At 53.0% G+C, this 15,593-nt stretch carries 16 protein-coding genes and 1 pseudogene; 5 read left to right on the top strand and 12 right to left on the bottom strand.

The features are described from left to right. Positions 1 to 402: 402 nt before the first annotated feature. Positions 403 to 1,599, top strand: coding sequence for a hypothetical protein (locus MLD66_RS14425; RefSeq protein WP_247219448.1), 1,197 nt, complete (start codon positions 403 to 405; stop codon positions 1,597 to 1,599). A 103-nt stretch (positions 1,600 to 1,702) separates the two neighbouring features. Beyond that, positions 1,703 to 2,191: an AAA family ATPase gene (locus tag MLD66_RS14420; RefSeq protein ID WP_247219446.1), complete on the top strand. Its 489-nt coding sequence runs from the start codon at positions 1,703 to 1,705 to the stop codon at positions 2,189 to 2,191. On the opposite strand, the gene dxs is transcribed toward MLD66_RS14420, so the two are convergent. From dxs to tkt, 6 genes are all read right to left on the bottom strand, one after another. Further along, positions 2,175 to 4,076, bottom strand: coding sequence for a 1-deoxy-D-xylulose-5-phosphate synthase (gene dxs / locus MLD66_RS14415; protein WP_247219444.1), 1,902 nt, complete (start codon positions 4,074 to 4,076; stop codon positions 2,175 to 2,177). The two genes, MLD66_RS14420 and dxs, sit on opposite strands and share 17 nt — an antisense overlap. 132 nt (positions 4,077 to 4,208) lie before the next feature. Then, complete coding sequence (locus tag MLD66_RS14410) at positions 4,209 to 4,859, bottom strand: hypothetical protein (RefSeq protein WP_247219442.1); 651 nt, start codon at positions 4,857 to 4,859, stop codon at positions 4,209 to 4,211. Continuing rightward, a complete protein-coding gene (locus MLD66_RS14405) occupies positions 4,853 to 5,968 on the bottom strand; it encodes a glycosyltransferase (protein WP_247219440.1) in 1,116 nt (371 codons plus the stop codon). The genes MLD66_RS14410 and MLD66_RS14405 overlap by 7 nt, the downstream gene beginning before the upstream one ends. A gap of 66 nt (positions 5,969 to 6,034) precedes the next feature. Continuing rightward, positions 6,035 to 6,409 (bottom strand): hypothetical protein, encoded by a 375-nt coding sequence (locus MLD66_RS14400; RefSeq protein ID WP_247219438.1) that lies wholly within the window; start codon positions 6,407 to 6,409, stop codon positions 6,035 to 6,037. Positions 6,410 to 6,493: 84 nt separating this feature from the next. Then, positions 6,494 to 6,985 (bottom strand): metal-binding protein, encoded by a 492-nt coding sequence (locus MLD66_RS14395; protein ID WP_247219436.1) that lies wholly within the window; start codon positions 6,983 to 6,985, stop codon positions 6,494 to 6,496. Between the two features lie 404 nt (positions 6,986 to 7,389). Then, positions 7,390 to 9,390, bottom strand: coding sequence for a transketolase (gene tkt, locus MLD66_RS14390; protein ID WP_247219434.1), 2,001 nt, complete (start codon positions 9,388 to 9,390; stop codon positions 7,390 to 7,392). A gap of 450 nt (positions 9,391 to 9,840) precedes the next feature. Here tkt and MLD66_RS14385 point away from each other — a divergent pair, with 450 nt between their 5' ends. The 3 genes from MLD66_RS14385 to MLD66_RS14375 are packed head-to-tail and all read left to right on the top strand — an operon-like array spanning position 9,841 to position 11,937. Continuing rightward, positions 9,841 to 10,566 (top strand): dienelactone hydrolase family protein, encoded by a 726-nt coding sequence (locus MLD66_RS14385; protein WP_247219432.1) that lies wholly within the window; start codon positions 9,841 to 9,843, stop codon positions 10,564 to 10,566. Between the two features lie 5 nt (positions 10,567 to 10,571). Next, positions 10,572 to 11,432: an ACP S-malonyltransferase gene (gene fabD, locus MLD66_RS14380; RefSeq protein WP_247219430.1), complete on the top strand. Its 861-nt coding sequence runs from the start codon at positions 10,572 to 10,574 to the stop codon at positions 11,430 to 11,432. Between the two features lie 28 nt (positions 11,433 to 11,460). Beyond that, positions 11,461 to 11,937, top strand: coding sequence for a hypothetical protein (locus MLD66_RS14375; protein WP_247219428.1), 477 nt, complete (start codon positions 11,461 to 11,463; stop codon positions 11,935 to 11,937). A gap of 67 nt (positions 11,938 to 12,004) precedes the next feature. Here MLD66_RS14375 and MLD66_RS14370 read toward each other — a convergent pair whose 3' ends face one another. The 6 genes and pseudogenes from MLD66_RS14370 to MLD66_RS14345 form a co-directional block, all read right to left on the bottom strand. Continuing rightward, positions 12,005 to 12,208, bottom strand: a complete 204-nt coding sequence (locus MLD66_RS14370) for a phycobilisome linker polypeptide (RefSeq protein WP_247219426.1) — start codon at positions 12,206 to 12,208, stop codon at positions 12,005 to 12,007. 81 nt (positions 12,209 to 12,289) lie between these two features. Further along, on the bottom strand, positions 12,290 to 12,775 hold the full coding sequence (gene apcB, locus MLD66_RS14365; protein WP_247219424.1) for an allophycocyanin subunit beta: 486 nt from the start codon (positions 12,773 to 12,775) through the stop codon (positions 12,290 to 12,292). Between the two features lie 33 nt (positions 12,776 to 12,808). Then, positions 12,809 to 13,294 carry an allophycocyanin subunit alpha gene (apcA, locus tag MLD66_RS14360; RefSeq protein ID WP_247219422.1) on the bottom strand — a complete coding sequence of 162 codons (486 nt, stop codon included), beginning with the start codon at positions 13,292 to 13,294 and terminating at the stop codon, positions 12,809 to 12,811. A gap of 212 nt (positions 13,295 to 13,506) precedes the next feature. Next, entirely contained in the window at positions 13,507 to 14,430 is a 924-nt protein-coding gene (locus MLD66_RS14355) for a histone deacetylase (RefSeq protein WP_247219420.1), read from the bottom strand. A gap of 119 nt (positions 14,431 to 14,549) precedes the next feature. Further along, positions 14,550 to 14,782 (bottom strand): annotated as a pseudogene (locus MLD66_RS14350) (transposase); the annotation flags it as partial. Between the two features lie 132 nt (positions 14,783 to 14,914). Continuing rightward, entirely contained in the window at positions 14,915 to 15,493 is a 579-nt protein-coding gene (locus tag MLD66_RS14345; protein WP_247219418.1) for a Uma2 family endonuclease, read from the bottom strand. Positions 15,494 to 15,593 lie beyond the last annotated feature (100 nt).

The following is a 15,593-nucleotide window of genomic DNA, read 5'->3' as shown; positions in this document are numbered from 1 at the left end:
ATTCCCTAGAACCAAGTACGGGAGTGGTGCCCCTGCGTTAGGGTTGCTAAAACTGAATTGGAACTGTTAGCAGATGATCAGGGTTTTGGTTGCGGTGGCAACGGTATTGGCTTTTGAGGATGGGGCGATAAGCTAGAACTACTGGGTTCTGGTGGCGGCGATGGGTTTGGCGACGGCGGTGGAAGAATTACGCACCCTGATTCTTTCGTTTCACCCCATCATCGTGATTGAAACGGTGGAGGATGATAAAATAGTGTAAGCTATTAACGTAAGCTATATTCTGGTTGAGGCAAGGGTTAATCGTACACCAATCACAGAATTATTAAATGTTTGTTAATACAGATGGGTAAGACTGGCAACTTGTAGTAAGAATTTTATATCTCTAGCATAAAAATTAAATTTATGTACTCAGAAGAAAGTGTTTTCGAACAAATTCGTAATTATCCTCAAGATTGTTACCGACTCTTTATATTTACCCAGAAACTCATTCTCATTGTAAACCTTGCCTTAAAAAACTATGACATGGATTTTTACGAAGATCAATTGAGAAAACAACAACTCGAACCTAAGTATATTTGGTTGAGAGAAAAAATTAAATCAATTATCAGAAAAAAACCTATTATGAATTACTTAACTATTCTAGATAAGGAAAGCGGCAAATTGGAATGCGGCAGAAGATTCACATGGAAGGATTCATCTTTTGAGTGGGTTGAGCAATTTATTAACGGTCTTAATATTGATACTGAAGATTTCATATATTATCACCAGATAGTTGAAGACTACAAGTATCATGGAGTTGGGCCTGAGCAAGATATTACTATTAATTCGTTAATAACTGAACCCTATGCTCGGCTGGTGGGATATGCAAGATATTGTTTTTCTAGGGGCATTTCAGAATTTGGATGGTGTAGTGAATATCCGTTAGATAAAAACGAAATAATTGAGTTAGAGTCTATTAACCGAATTCTTGTGAAAGCAGAAAGGATTGGTAAAGATGACAATACAACTAACAATAATCAAGAAGAAGTTAATGACTCAAGAATGCTAGAAGAAGGAAAGACTCAGGAATGCCCGAACGAAAATGCTTTAATAGTTCCAGAAGAACTGCATCCTATAAAGAATTTTATTGATAGGGACTCTCACTTTAGATCGGAATTCCTGAACTCTTCTGAAATAGTGTCCTTACTTGATAATAAAATAAAAACTTACTGGAATGAGCTTGAGATTGCTCGTAATAATAATATGTACAATACAGTTGCTATATTCAGCTTTTCAATTATTGATGCGCTACTAAGAATTGCTTTATTATCTAAATATCCAGATGGTAAATATACAGATGGAAAAGATAACCTGATACTAGGAACCAAAGGAATCACATCTGAATGTCTTTTACAGAAAGCGAAAGAAGAAGGAATATACACAAAAAAATATGAACTTCTTGTAAGATTTATGCAGGAAAACAGAAATTCGCTACATCTAGATTCGGAAAAAGATATTTCCACAAAAAATGATGCAGATATTATTTATTCTACCTTGAAAGAAATATGTGAAAACGTTGAAAAATTTATCAAGAATCAGGCCAAATCTATCCCTAAATGAATAAAACAAATCGAGGAGTCTCCAAGTGAGCGTGAAATCCAGTAATGGTAATTTTACTCCGGCGAAAGAGGCGATAAGCTAGAACTGCTGGGTTCTGGGTGGGATGGATGGGTTTGGCGGCGGCGGTAGCCACGATACGGATACGGGGGTCAGTCAGCGGTTTTTGGGCACCTTGCTGACCTGGATGCAGGAAAAAACCCAACCGGTGTTTATCGTCGCAACGGCAAATGACCTTAGCCCCTTGCCCCCGGAACTCCTGCGGAAAGGACGCTTTGATGAGATTTTCTTTGTGGATTTGCCCGACGAGGTGGAACGGGAGCGCATCTGGCAGATTCATCTTTGCCATCGCAAACAAGACCCGGCGCAATTCGATTTACCCAGCTTGGTCAAGGCAAGTGAGGGCTTCAGTGGGGCGGAAATCGAACAGGTGGTGGTGGCGGGATTGTACCGCGCCTTGTATATCCAAAAACCCCTGGATACGGCCCTGCTGTTGGCGGAAATCGCCCAGACCATTCCCCTATGCATCAGCCGCCGGGAGGAAATTAGCCACCTGCGCCAATTCGCCCGGGGACGGTTTACCCCGGTACATTGACCGCCAGCCCCAGCCCCAAAAATTCCTGAATCCGCTCGCTCATCTGGGGTGGGGTCAGCCCCAAATCCGCCTTGGATTCCTCCGGTTTGGCGTGCTCGACCAATATATCCGGCACCCCCAGGCGCAGGAGGGAAACGGTTACCCCCGCATCCAGCAAGGCTTCCGCCACCGCACTGCCAAAGCCCCCCGGCAAGCACCCCTCCTCCAGGGTCACCACCCGACCAATCTCCCGTGCCCAGGGCAAAATCAACTCCGTATCCAGTGGCTTGGCAAACCGGGCATTGATCACGGTAGCATCCACCCCATGCTCCTTGAGAATTTCCGCCGTCTGCAGAGCCGGAATCACCATCGAACCGTAGGCGACCAGCAGGACATCCCGCCCGTGCCGCAACAGTTCCCCTTTGCCGATGGGAAGCGGTTCCCAACCCTCCTCCATCAACGGCACCCCGTAGCCATTCCCCCGGGGGTAGCGCAGGGCAATCGGTCCCGCCGTGTACTGAATGCCGGTGACGATCATCCGTTGCAATTCCGCCTCATCCTTGGGCGCCATCAGCACCATGTGGGGCAGGCACCGCAGATAGGCAATGTCATACATTCCCTGGTGGGTCGGTCCGTCCGCTCCCACAATCCCCGCCCGGTCCATGCAGAAAAATACCGGCAATTTTTGAATACACACATCATGCACAATCTGGTCAAACGCCCGTTGCAAAAACGTGGAATAAATCGCCGCCACCGGCCGCATCCCCTCACAGGCTAACCCCGCCGCCAAGGTCACGGCATGCTGTTCCGCAATCCCCACATCAATATACTGGTTGGGGCAATGTTTTTGGAGAATATCCAAACCCGTCCCCGTCCCCATCGCCGCCGTAATCGCCACAATCTTCGGGTTATCCTGCGCCAAACGGGTGAGGGTCTGCCCAAACACCTTGGAGTAACTGGGGGGCTTGGGTTTACTGGCTGGTTTGGGTTTGCCCGTTGCCAAATCAAAGGCATTTTGGGCGTGATACCCCACCTGGTCCTGCTCCGCCACCTCGTAGCCCTTGCCCTTCGTGGTCGCCACGTGCACCAGCACCGGCCCACAGATTTGGTGTGCCCGCTGAAACGTATCAATTAATTCGGCAATATTATGCCCATCCACCGGTCCAAAATAGGTAAACCCCAACTCCTCAAACACCGCCCCCACCTTGGGCACCGTCAGGCGTTTCATCCCCTCTTTCATATTATGCGCCAGGGCTTCATCCACAAAGGGCAAATGCTTGAATTGCTCCTCCAGATTTTCCGTCAAAAACTGCATCGGCGGACTCAGGCGCAGTTTATTCAAATAGCGGGGAATCGCCCCCACATTGGGAGAAATGGACATTTCATTGTCATTCAACACCACCACCAACCGGGTTTTGGGTAAATGCCCCGCATGGTTGATCGCCTCCAACGCCATCCCACCGGTGAGCGCCCCATCCCCGATGATCGCCACCACCTTGAAATCCTCCCCCCGCATATCCCGGGCAATCGCCATCCCCAGCGCCGCCGAAATACTGGTCGAAGCATGGCCCGCCCCGAAATGGTCAAACCGACTTTCCGAGCGTTTCAGATAACCGGCAATGCCATTTTTTTGCCGCAGGGTATGGAACTGGTGATACCGCCCGGTAATGATTTTGTGCGGATAAGCCTGGTGCCCCACGTCCCAGACCACCTTATCCCGGTCCAGGTCTAGGGTTTGGTACAAGCCCAGGGTGAGTTCCACCACCCCCAACCCCGGCCCCAGATGCCCCCCCGTCGCCGCCACGGTTTGCAGATGTTTTTCCCGAATCTGCCGGGCAATAGCTTCCAATTCCGGGATCGATAAACCATGCAATTGATTCGGATGGGTAATGTCGCTGAGATGCACGCGCTTAGCTCCTTAATACCAAATACCAATCGGATACGCACCGTGACCCACATCGGGGAATGTCCCTTCCTATGGTAGCCCACGGCTTCGATTTATTCCTGATTCATAACGGATTGCAACGGACAAAACCGTTCACCCGGAACCAGTGATCGGTGCCACCGCCCAGGGAGCCTGCCCCTGCCGCACCCCCGCCCACCGGGTGAATAACGCCGTCCCCAGGCTGAGCCAATCCCGATCCGCCAACCGGGACACCACCCACCCACTCGGAAATGCCCTCGCTCCCCCATAAACGCCCAACAAATAGCCCGTTAGAAATAATGTGAAAGGCGAACGCCCCTGCCGTACCCCCCAGGTCAAGGTGGTCACGGGGTCATCCGGTGCCAGGGCAAAATCCCCCACCGAGGCGGCTAAATCCGGCCAGGAGGAAAAATCACCCAGAGGTTCCCCCACCTGTCCCTGGAGTGCCTGCCCCAACACCAGCGCCCAATCCCCCACCACCGGGGGCAAACCCGCCGTCGCCACCACCTCCGTCACCCGTTCCATCTGGGGATAACACAGGGTCAACCCCGGCAGAACCAGCACCAACGCTTCCGCCACCGTTTGCGCCGGGGGCACCTGGACAGGGCGACCCCCCCAATAGGCACAGCCTTGGTACAAATACTGCCCCCAAATGCCCGGCTTTTGAGGTTGCCAGACCCAAGCATCCCAGGGCGGTTCCCCCCACCGTTCCCCCAGGACGGCCCCCAACACTCCCCCCTGCAACCGCTCCCCCAGGGTCAACACGAAGCCGCCACCTGTTGGTAATACTGGCGTAGCTGGGCTGTCGCCTGATCCCAACCCCACCGTTCCGCTTCCTGACGAGCCGAGACCTGCAACCGCTGCCGCTGGGCCGGGGAAGCCAACACCTTTTGCACCGCCTCCACCAACCCCCGTTCCTGCTCCGGTTCGTAGAGAAACCCATGCACCCCGTCCTGCACCACATCCGTAATCCCCCCCCGCCGTGCCGCCACCACCGGGCAACCCGTCGCCATCGCCTCCAACAGCACCAACCCCAGGGTTTCCGTACAAGAGGGAAACACAAACACATCCGCCACCGCAAACGCCTGCGCCAACTGCTCCCCCTGCAAATAGCCAATAAAATGGGTATTCGTACCGGCAAAATACTGCACCAACTGCTCCCGATGCGGGCCATCCCCCACCAGGGCTAAATGGGCTGACGGCAGTACCGTTAGCAGGGGACGCAGACGTTCAATTTCCTTTTCCGCCGACAACCGCCCCACATAGAGCAACAGCGGTGCCTCCGGCTGGCCTTGGGTCAAGCGAATCCGGGTCTCCCACTGGTACTGCCCTGGGTGAAACAACTCCGTATCCACCCCCTTTTGCCAGAGCGCCAGCCGTTCAATGCCATTACTATGTAATTCTTGGATCATGGCAGTTGAAGTGCAGAGGTTTAACCGAGCTTGGTTGTGCCCTGCCCGCAGGAGTGCCCACAGCAACCCCTCCAACGCCCCCAGCCCGTAGTGCTGCAAATACCGGGGCAGATGGGTGTGATAGGAAGCCACCAGGGGCAATCGGTACCATTTGCTAAACAGGAGTCCCCCCACCCCCAACACCGCCGGATTGACCACATGAACCACATGGGGCTGAAATTCCCGCAGTTTTTGCCCCACCCCCAAGTGCGGCCAAGCCAACTTCAATTCCGGGTAAAGCGGCAGAGGCACCCCCGTCACCCCCACCACCTGCGCCCCACAATACTCCGCTGGCGCACCCGCCGGGGCAAACACCAGCACCTCATCTCCCATCCGCCCCAACCAACGGATCGTATGGCTCAGACGGGTGACAATGCCATCAATTTTCGGTAAAAACGTCTCCGTAAACAGGGCAATCCGCATGGGGGTTCCAAAGCACTTCCGAGCTGATCAAGGGCATCCTAGCGCAAAATGACCCCCGCTACCCCCCTAATACCCATACCGGGGCGCATTCGGATAAATCACCCAGCCCGGGCCGTACACCGGCGTGGTATAGCCGCCCACCGTCGGATACGCTCCCCCCGGCAAGGTGGTAAACCCGTAGGAAAAACCGGTCTTAGAATTGTAATTCACGTAGGGATAGGCGGTCACGGCGTAGGGAGCCACCACACCATACACCGGTTGGGTTCGCAAGGGTGCTACATACACCCCCCCATACACCGGCACAGAAGGATAAACTTGCACAAAAGAACTGTAGGGATAGATCACTGGTTGTTGCCCATAATGATAGGGATTCGCCAGTGCTGGTGTCCCCATCGCCGCCAATCCCAAACTCACCGCACTTGCCAAAATCATGCTTTTCATCACCCTAACTCCCAAAAATGCTTGCGGAACAAACCAGTCTTGTTACCATTCTAAGATGGTTGCCCCAGAACCAAAGTTCCCCCATCAGGAACGCCATTTTTTCAGCGCCGAACTCACCCAGTCACTCAGGGAATGATTCCAGGCTCCCAACTCTAATCCCACCCCCACCGCCAACAATTCCGTTTGGTAAAGCGGCACATACTGGCGCACCCACAGCCCCACCGGCCAGGGTTCCCCCCGCCAGATGCTGATCCCAAGACCTAACCCCAGCGGAATCGCCAACCCCAACCCCAGATAAATTAACCGTCCCAGGGTGCCCACAATCGGCCCATGCGACCAGACCGAACGATGTTTACAACATTTTTGATAGGGAATCCAAAAAAATTTACATAGCCCCCAACGGTGCCACTGGCGGGAAGGAATATCCAAATCCCCACTAAACATCAACCCACTAAACACATAACTCCCCGTCACCAACAGGGGCAGATGTCCCCCCCCCGTCACCTGCCAGGCAATCCCCGCCACCACCGGAGCCGTCCAGAGAATCAGACGGTCATGCACCGCACCGCTTGCCATGATTTTGTCGGACAATTATGCGTACAGTGTAATTGATAAAAAGACATCAGGGCACCTCTATTGATTGGCATTACGAGAAGGTTATGTCGCTAAAATGCCCATACTATATATAGCAATCCTACTTGATTAGCAAACAGAAATTTTCCAGAACCAAAAACGGGGGCGGTGCCCCTGCGACCCCTGTTCGATTTTCATTTAGGATTGCTACAGCTATCCTACTTAATTGACAAACAGAAATTTTCCAGAACCAAAAACGGTGGTGGTACTCCTGTAACCCCTATTCCATTTTTATTCAGGATTGCTCTATACCCCTAAAACATGGCAAAAAACCCCCGGAGCAGGTGTGCGCCACCCCCCGGAGGTCTTTTGAGAGCCACGTTCGCCGATGATGGCAGTCAACCGGATTAATCCAGGAGCGCTTGGGCGGCCTGCACCACATTCGCCACAGTCATCCCGAATTTCTCCATGCACACCGGCCCCGGTGCCGAAGCCCCAAACCGGTCAATCCCCAGGGTTTTGCCTGCCAATCCCACGTACTTGTACCAGCCATCCGTTACCCCGGCTTCGATGGAAATGCGCTTGGTCACCGCCGGGGGCAGGACACTATCCCGGTACTCCTGGGGTTGGGCATCAAACAACTTCGTACAGGGCATGGACACCACCCGCACCTTCTTGCCCGTCAGTTGCGCCGCCGCCTGCACCGCCAGTTCCAACTCCGAGCCGGTGGCAATCAGGATCAAATCGGGATGGTCACACCCGCAGTCCACCACGATGTAACCCCCCTTGGCAACCCCTTCCACACTCGTTCCCGGCACCGGATTCACCGCTTGGCGGGTAAAGATCAGCACGGACGGGGTTTTGGCAGCTTCCAAAGCGACTTGGTAGGAACCTACGGTTTCCCGGGCATCCGCTGGACGAAATACATACAAATTGGGAATCAACCGCAGGGAAGCAGTGGTTTCCACCGGCTGGTGGGTCGGGCCATCTTCCCCCAAAGCGACGGAATCATGGGTCATCACGTGCAGTACCCGCACCTGGGACAAGGCCGACAGCCGGATCGCCGCCCGCATATAATCCGTGAAAATCAAGAACGTGGCATCGTAGGGAATCAACCCCCCGTGCAAGGCCATACCGTTGGCAATGGCCCCCATGCCATGCTCCCGCACCCCAAACCGGAAATTGCGCCCCTCGTAGGAACCGGGTTGAAATTCCGGAATGCCCTTCAAATAGGTCATGTTGGAGTGTGCCAAATCCGCCGAACCGCCCAGCAATTCAGGGATCGCCCCGGCCAGAGCATTCAGGCAAAACTTGGACAAATTCCGGGTGGATTCCTTACCGGTGGCCGCCACCGGTGCCAGCGCCTCCTTCCACCCTGGGGGCAATTCCCCCCGCATGATCCGCTCAAATTCCGCCGCTTCCGTGGGATAGGCCTGCTTATAAGCCGCAAATTTTTCATTCCAGGCCGCTTCTGCCGCCGCTCCCTTGGTCACCGCCTGCCGGAAATGGCTGAGTACTTCCTCCGGGATATAAAAATCCGGCTCCAGGGGCCAGCCCAGATTTTCTTTGGTCAATTTCACTTCCTCCGGCCCCAAAGGTGCCCCATGCACCCCCTCCGTCCCCGCCTTGTTGGGGGAACCGTAGCCGATGGTGGTCTCGACAATGATTAAAGAAGGCTTGTCCGTCACCGCCTTGGCCTGGGCAATCGCCTCCCCAATCGCCACGAGGTCGTGGTTGCCATCCGCCACCTTTTGTACGTGCCACCCGTAGGCCTCATAGCGTTTGCCCACATCTTCCGTAAAGGCAATGTCCGTATTCCCATCAATAGAAATGTGATTGCTGTCGTAAAGCATGATCAGCTTGCCCAGCTTCAGGTGCCCCGCCAGGGAAGCCGCTTCTGAGGCAATCCCCTCCATGTTGCACCCATCCCCCAGGATCACATAGGTATAGTGATCGACGATGGTATGACCGGGCTTGTTAAACCGAGCCGCCAAGTGCGCTTCCGCAATCGCCAACCCCACCGCATTGCCCACCCCTTGTCCCAGGGGGCCGGTGGTCACTTCCACCCCAGGGGTTTCAAAGTTTTCCGGGTGCCCTGGCGTAATCGAACCCCATTGGCGGAATTGCTTGAGGTCCTCCAGGCTCACGTCATAGCCTGTCAAATGCAGTAAAGCGTACTGCAACATACAGCCGTGTCCCGCAGAGAGTACAAACCGATCCCGGTCCGGCCATTGGGGATTGCGGGGGTTAAATTTCAGGAAATTTTGCCAGAGTACATAGGCCATGGGTGCCGCCCCCATCGGTAAACCAGGGTGGCCGGATTTAGCTTTTTGCACCGCATCCACGGCGAGGAACCGGATGGTGTTGATGGCCAGTTGGTCGAGATTCGGAGGGGCAGCGACAGTCATAGATTTACCTCTTGCATTACAGTCGGCGCAGTCAAATTCATTGTGCCATAGGGTGGTAATTCGGTGAAGTTGGGCCGAATACATCCCTGGGTTCGGAAGTCCGGTTTTGGCTGGATTCCCCTGCCAAAGGGTGACCAGGCAACATAGGCAAAGCAAAGAATGGTCAATTAGGGTTATGGTTCTGGAGAATTTCTGTATGCCTACGGCACGCCAGCTAACGCTAATTAAATAGGACTGCTATATTTCCGAATTTTCGTAGATGTGATGGCTACCGGTAATTCTTTGCAAGACCTGGCCTTTTTGCTCCACAATTTTGCACAACCGCTTGCCAGAAATAAATTTCATACAGCAATTTCGACAACTTGATCAGTTAACTCAATTACATAGCGACTGCATTATCCGGTGCTTCTGGACTGGTGGTAAAATGGGGGCAATCAATCAGGAGGTGGTATGGACATTCAAACCCGGTGGGTGAAAGTTCCAAATCAAGATTTAGAGATTGATAGTTATTTGGCGCAACCGGTAGCGGCAGGCACCTATCCAGGGATTATTGTGGTGCAGGAAATTTTTGGGGTAAATGCCCATATTCGGGATGTCACGGAACGGATTGCCCGCTTGGGTTATGTGGCGATTGCACCGAGCATTTATCAACGGCAAGCCCCCGGTTTTGAAACGGGTTACACGCCTGCGGATGTGGAGCAAGGACGAGTTTACAAAGACCAAACCACGGCGGCGGAATTATTAAGCGATGTGCAGGCAACGATTGATTACTTGAAACGGGAATTTGGCATCAGTCAATTTGGCACGATTGGGTTTTGTTTTGGCGGTCATGTGGTCTATTTGGCGGCGACTCTGCCGGATGTGCGGGTAACCGCTTCCTTCTACGGGGGGGGGATTGCCACCATGACCCCAGGCGGTGGGGCACCGACAATTTCCCGCACCAAAGAGATTCACGGAACTATTTGGTGTTTCTTTGGTACCCGTGACCCATTGATCCCTAACGAACAAGTGGATCAAATTGAACAGGAATTACAAAAGCATGGCATTGACCATCAGATATTTCGCTATGATGCGGATCATGGCTTTTTTTGCAACGAACGGGACAGTTATGACCCCCAGGCGGCGGCGGATAGTTGGGAAAAAGTGCAGGAATTATTTAGCCGGTTGCGCCCATGAGTAACATGAATAAAACGGCGTGGGTATTTCCGGGGCAGGGTTCCCAAACGGCGGGGATGGGGCTGGATTTGGTAGGGCATCCCCTGGCACAACAACGGTTTGCCACAGCCCAAAGGATTCTGGGTTGGTCGGTTTTGGAAGTCTGTCAACCCCCGGCAGAGAATTTGCAACACACTCGCTACACGCAACCTTGTCTGTACGTTGTCGAGACCATTTTGGCGGATTTATACAGCGAGCATCCCCCAGACTACCTAGCGGGGCACAGTTTGGGGGAATACGTGGCGCTCTACCGGGCGAGGGTCTATGACTTTGAGACGGGACTCCGGTTGGTGAAACTGCGGGCGGAGTTGATGGAGCAGGTGAGCGGTGGCAAGATGGTGGCCCTGTTGGAGCCGGATCGGGAGCAGTTGACAGCATTATTAGCCCAAAATCCTGAAGTGGTGCTGGCGAATGACAATCACCCAGGGCAGGTGGTGATTTCCGGGACACCCGCAGGCGTGGCGGCATTTTTGGAGCAAATCCGGGTGAAACGGGCGGTGCCTCTGGCGGTGAGTGGGGCGTTCCATTCCCCCTGGATGGCAGGAGCGGCGGCGCAATTTAATGAATATCTGCAACCACTCCCATTTCAGGATGCCCAAGTGCCGGTTTTATCCAATACTGACCCCACCCCAACGACCGATGGGCAATTGCTTAAACAGCGATTATTAAACCAGATGACTACGGGGGTGCGCTGGCGGGAAATTGTATTAAATTTGGCGGCTTTGGGGGTAACTCAGGTGGTCGAACTGGGACCCGGAAAGGTGCTGACGGGGTTGGTGAAACGCACTGCCCCGGAGGTCGCATTAGTCAACATTTCCTCTTTATAAGATGGGATACACTTTTCCCCTAGCGCCCATGTCGGCGGAAATTTTGGCGGTGACCCTGATCCTGGGGAGTGTGCCATTGGTTTGTGTCATGGCCGCCTTTTTCGTTCCCAGAGGGGGTATTGCCCTGCTGATCGCCTTGTGGTTTTTGGTGATTTGCGGGGTAATTTGGTGCGTCTGGCGACCAACGGCATTTGTAATTCGGGATGACAACCGGTTGGAATTGCGCTTTCCGGTGCGGCGGCGGTGGCGGGAACTCCATCCCCAACGGCAGGTGCGGCAATTATCCCTGACGGAATTTCATCAGGAGGCGGGCTGGGTGGTGCGGGTGGGCGCCAGTGGCTTTGGGGGCGGCTTTGGCTGGCTCTGGACGCAACGGCGGGGTTGGGTAGAAGTTTATATTTCCCGTGGCGATGGCTTGGTTTTGCTCGAACAACCCGGTTCACGCCCGCTCTTGGTCAGTCCCGCTCAACCGGAACAGTTTGTGGAATTATTAACCCAAAAATAAACCCCCACAGGGGTCTAAACTGGCGTTAATTTCGCTACCTTAACTGCGCTTAAATGAATAGCAATTTTTAGCTTAAACCCGCATTGGTGCCTGGTTTGCCGGTCACCAATTGCACCTTGACGATGGTGCCGCCCATTTTTTGAATCCGTTGTTGTTCCTTGAACCAGCTATCGTAGGGCACCAATTTCGTGAAATAGGTATTTTGCAATTCCCGTTGGGTGCGAATCCGGGTTTGGCTGGGCACACAGGCCGTAATTTTGAACATCCGCATGGGGCATTTTCTCCAACAAAGGGTAAACGTGGGAGGTACATGGGCGACGGTTCCGGCCACCCACCTACCCCCCAACGGGTTTTAGCTCAAACCAGAACAGATGTAATCAAAGTACACCGCCATTTCCTTGCCAGCATCGGGGCCGACCAGACCGGCGGTCACTTCCTTCATGGATTGGATGGCTTGAATCGTCGCCCCAATCGGCACCCCCAGGGAGTTGTAGGTTTCTTTCAACCCGTTCAACACCCGCTCATCCAGGATGGAGGGGTCGCCCGCCAACATGGCATAGGTGGCATAGCGCAGGTAGTAGTCCAAATCCCGAATACAGGCGGCATACCGCCGGGTGGTGTACATATTGCCGCCGGGACGGGTGATGTCGGAGTACAGCAGGGACTTGGCTACCGCTTCTTTGATGATCGTGGCCGCATTCGCCGCAATCGTCGCCGCCGCCCGCACCCGCAGTTCGCCGGTTTGGAAGTACTTTTTCAGGCGATCCAGGGCACTGCTATCCAGATATTTCCCCTGCACGTCCGCAGAGTTGATCACAGCCGTAATTGCATCTTGCATGGTCAGGTTCCTCAAATTAACAACGGTTCACAACTACTGCATCGCACTGACAATGTAATCGAAGTAGAAGCCAGCTTCCATGGCATCTTCCCCGGACATCAGGGAGCTAGCGGCGTTTTTCATCGCCCGAATCCCTTCGGCCACAGCCGGAATCGGCGTACCCAGGGAGTTGTACATTTCCTTCACACCCACCAGACCGATTTCTTCGATGGGGGTGACATCGCCGGAAACGATCCCATAGGTGACCAGGCGCAGGTAGTAGTCCAAGTCCCGCAGGCAGGTGGCGGTCATTTCCTCCCCATAGGCGTTCCCACCGGGGGAAACCACGTCAGGCCGCTTTTGGAACAGTTGTTGCCCCGCTTCCTTCACAATCCGTTCCCGGTTGTCGGAAAGCACCTGAGCAATCCGCAGACGCTTCTCGCCGGAAGACACAAAGCTCTTGATCCGGTCGAGTTCGCCGGGGCTGAGGTAGCGGGCTTCGGCGTCAGCATTCACAATCGATTTGGTGACAATACTCATGAACCTACTCCAGAGGGTATGTCAATTTGTCAAGCGGACAACCAGATGAAAACCTGAGTGCCCAGCAGTGATCTTATCAGGGGAACTGCCCTTGATCCTACCTCTCGCTCAATCGCCGAAAAATAGAACCAAACGCTGATTTCTCCGGCATTTATTCTGCGCTAATTTGGTCACATCTCGCCCCAGAACTTAACATCTTGTAACACTTATTCTCAGTTTGGTACGGGCAACCGACAAGCGTCCAGGGTCGCCACCACCGCCTGGGCGAGGCTATCCAGATGGTATCCCCCTTCCAAACCAAACAGCAGGGGGCAATTCAAGGATTGCAATATCCGGGTCATTTCCCCGTAATCCTGGGGTTGCAGGTTCATCTGGGCGAGGGGGTCGCTGGCGAGCGCATCGTAACCCGCACTAATAATCAGCAATTGGGGGGCAAAATGGCGCAAAAAGGGCAGAACTTGGGTGGTTAACAGGTCAGCATAAACCCGAAAATCCTGGTGGGCGGGGATCGGTATATTTAATACATTGTTATAACGTCCTCGTTCCTGCGGGTGTCCGGTGCCGGGGTAAAAATGGGCTTGGTGCAGGGAGCAAAATGCAATATTGGGGTGGGTTTCCACCATCGCCTGGGTGCCATTGCCGTGATGCACATCCCAGTCTAAAATGGCAACTCGGGTTAAGTGTTTCACCTTCAGCGCATACAACGCACTAATCGCCGCATTCCCAAATATGCAAAACCCCATGCCATTGTCGGGTAAAGCATGATGTCCCGGCGGGCGAGCGCAGACCAACACCGTTTCCCCCTGATCCAGCACCCAATCCACTCCATCCAGCCACCCACCGAGGGCTAAACGGGCAACCCGGTCACTCGCTGGGCTGACGGGGGTATCTCCATCCAGGTAGCCCCCCCCTTGGGCACAAATGGCGGATAGGCGTTCCAAATAGTCACGGGTATGCACCCAACCCAGGTATTGCTCCACCGGGCGGTGGGGATTGGGGGACAACCAGCGAATGGACGCTCGCCAGGAAACCGTCTGCAATGCCTGGACAATCGCCGTCAACCGCGCCGGACGTTCCGGGTGTCCGTAGGGAACCTGATGCTGAAGATAGTCATCGCTGTAAATGACCGCAACCATAGGGTGGTGAAGGTGAATGGGTATTGTCGTTTATTATTAACCTGGAGAGTTTCAACTCTACAATGGTATAGTATTACGGTCTTTTTTTATTATGGGGTGCAGTAGCAACATTTGGCAAATCAATTTGTAAAACAGGAAGGATTAATTAATAACAAAGATGCTTTGATGATTGACCGCATATTTTTTACTGGTGAATCATGAAAATGGCAAATAAAATTCTTGAGGACTGACCACATCATTTCAATTGGATTCGATTCTGGTGAATAAACAGGGAAATACAACAAACGAGCACCAGTCTGACTAATCATCGGTTCTCTATGGCTTTATGACTATTCAAGTTGTCCATAACCATAGCAATCCTACTTGATTAGTGTTAGCTTGCGTGCCGTAGGCATACAGAGATTCCCCAGAACCAAGGACGGGGGCGGTGCCCCTGCGACCCCTATTCCATTCTCATTTAGGATTGCTACAGAGATGCCCATAATTAAAAATCCCACTCAGCAAACAAATCGGCTACGGGCATGGTGAAGCCGGGAATCACATCTTCTCCAAGTAATATATCCGTTGCGCCTAACAATTTCTCTGGCTGAGGGGAACGATAAATGAGGATATATTTTTCATCGGGATGGATCAACCATACTAACTGGGTATGATTGGCGAAATACTCTACAATCTTGTCGTGAATTTCCGCAACCGTATTGGCGGGGGATAAAATTTCTACGGCTAAATCAGGGGAACCGGGGAAAAATCCCTGGGGTGGGCGTTTCAACCCCTGTAACCGCTCTCGGCGGACAAAGGAAATATCAGGGGAGCGACGATTGCCATTATTCAATGCAAATGCGGTACTCGAATCACAAATCATTCCCAATTTGTTCTGGCGAATATATCCCCCCAAAACAATGGTCAAAATACAGGCGATATAACCATGTTCCGCACCGGCAAGTCCCATATCCACTAACTCATTATTGACCAACTCGTAGCGATGTTCCTGGCTGGATAAAGCCATTAATTCCGCATCTGTCCAAGTCTTTTTTTCTGTGTTGTTTTCTGTAGTGACGGTCATGGCTAAGGTATTACAATACCAAATTTATCGCAACAATAATTATACCCTCCATCCGCAATTGGATCAGGGCAGGGATGAATGGGATTTAATTGGTATCAAT

The sequence above is a fragment of the Synechococcus sp. C9 genome, assembly GCF_022984075.1.
Taxonomy (GTDB): domain Bacteria; phylum Cyanobacteriota; class Cyanobacteriia; order Gloeomargaritales; family Gloeomargaritaceae; genus Gloeomargarita.
The sequence above is the reverse complement of the archived record's forward strand: the minus strand, read 5'-3'. Positions and strand labels throughout refer to the sequence as shown.

Excerpts from the sequence above, each read along its gene's own strand:
- MLD66_RS14425 (WP_247219448.1), top strand. The coding sequence starts at position 403 with ATGTACTCAGAAGAAAGTGTTTTCGAACAAATTCGTAATTATCCTCAA.
- MLD66_RS14420 (WP_247219446.1), top strand. The coding sequence starts at position 1,703 with ATGGATGGGTTTGGCGGCGGCGGTAGCCACGATACGGATACGGGGGTC.
- MLD66_RS14405 (WP_247219440.1), bottom strand. The coding sequence starts at position 5,968 with ATGCGGATTGCCCTGTTTACGGAGACGTTTTTACCGAAAATTGATGGC.
- MLD66_RS14400 (WP_247219438.1), bottom strand. The coding sequence starts at position 6,409 with ATGAAAAGCATGATTTTGGCAAGTGCGGTGAGTTTGGGATTGGCGGCG.
- MLD66_RS14395 (WP_247219436.1), bottom strand. The coding sequence starts at position 6,985 with ATGGCAAGCGGTGCGGTGCATGACCGTCTGATTCTCTGGACGGCTCCG.
- tkt (WP_247219434.1), bottom strand. The coding sequence starts at position 9,390 with ATGACTGTCGCTGCCCCTCCGAATCTCGACCAACTGGCCATCAACACC.
- MLD66_RS14385 (WP_247219432.1), top strand. The coding sequence starts at position 9,841 with ATGGACATTCAAACCCGGTGGGTGAAAGTTCCAAATCAAGATTTAGAG.
- fabD (WP_247219430.1), top strand. The coding sequence starts at position 10,572 with ATGAATAAAACGGCGTGGGTATTTCCGGGGCAGGGTTCCCAAACGGCG.
- MLD66_RS14375 (WP_247219428.1), top strand. The coding sequence starts at position 11,461 with ATGTCGGCGGAAATTTTGGCGGTGACCCTGATCCTGGGGAGTGTGCCA.
- MLD66_RS14370 (WP_247219426.1), bottom strand. The coding sequence starts at position 12,208 with ATGCGGATGTTCAAAATTACGGCCTGTGTGCCCAGCCAAACCCGGATT.
- apcB (WP_247219424.1), bottom strand. The coding sequence starts at position 12,775 with ATGCAAGATGCAATTACGGCTGTGATCAACTCTGCGGACGTGCAGGGG.
- apcA (WP_247219422.1), bottom strand. The coding sequence starts at position 13,294 with ATGAGTATTGTCACCAAATCGATTGTGAATGCTGACGCCGAAGCCCGC.
- MLD66_RS14355 (WP_247219420.1), bottom strand. The coding sequence starts at position 14,430 with ATGGTTGCGGTCATTTACAGCGATGACTATCTTCAGCATCAGGTTCCC.
- MLD66_RS14345 (WP_247219418.1), bottom strand. The coding sequence starts at position 15,493 with ATGACCGTCACTACAGAAAACAACACAGAAAAAAAGACTTGGACAGAT.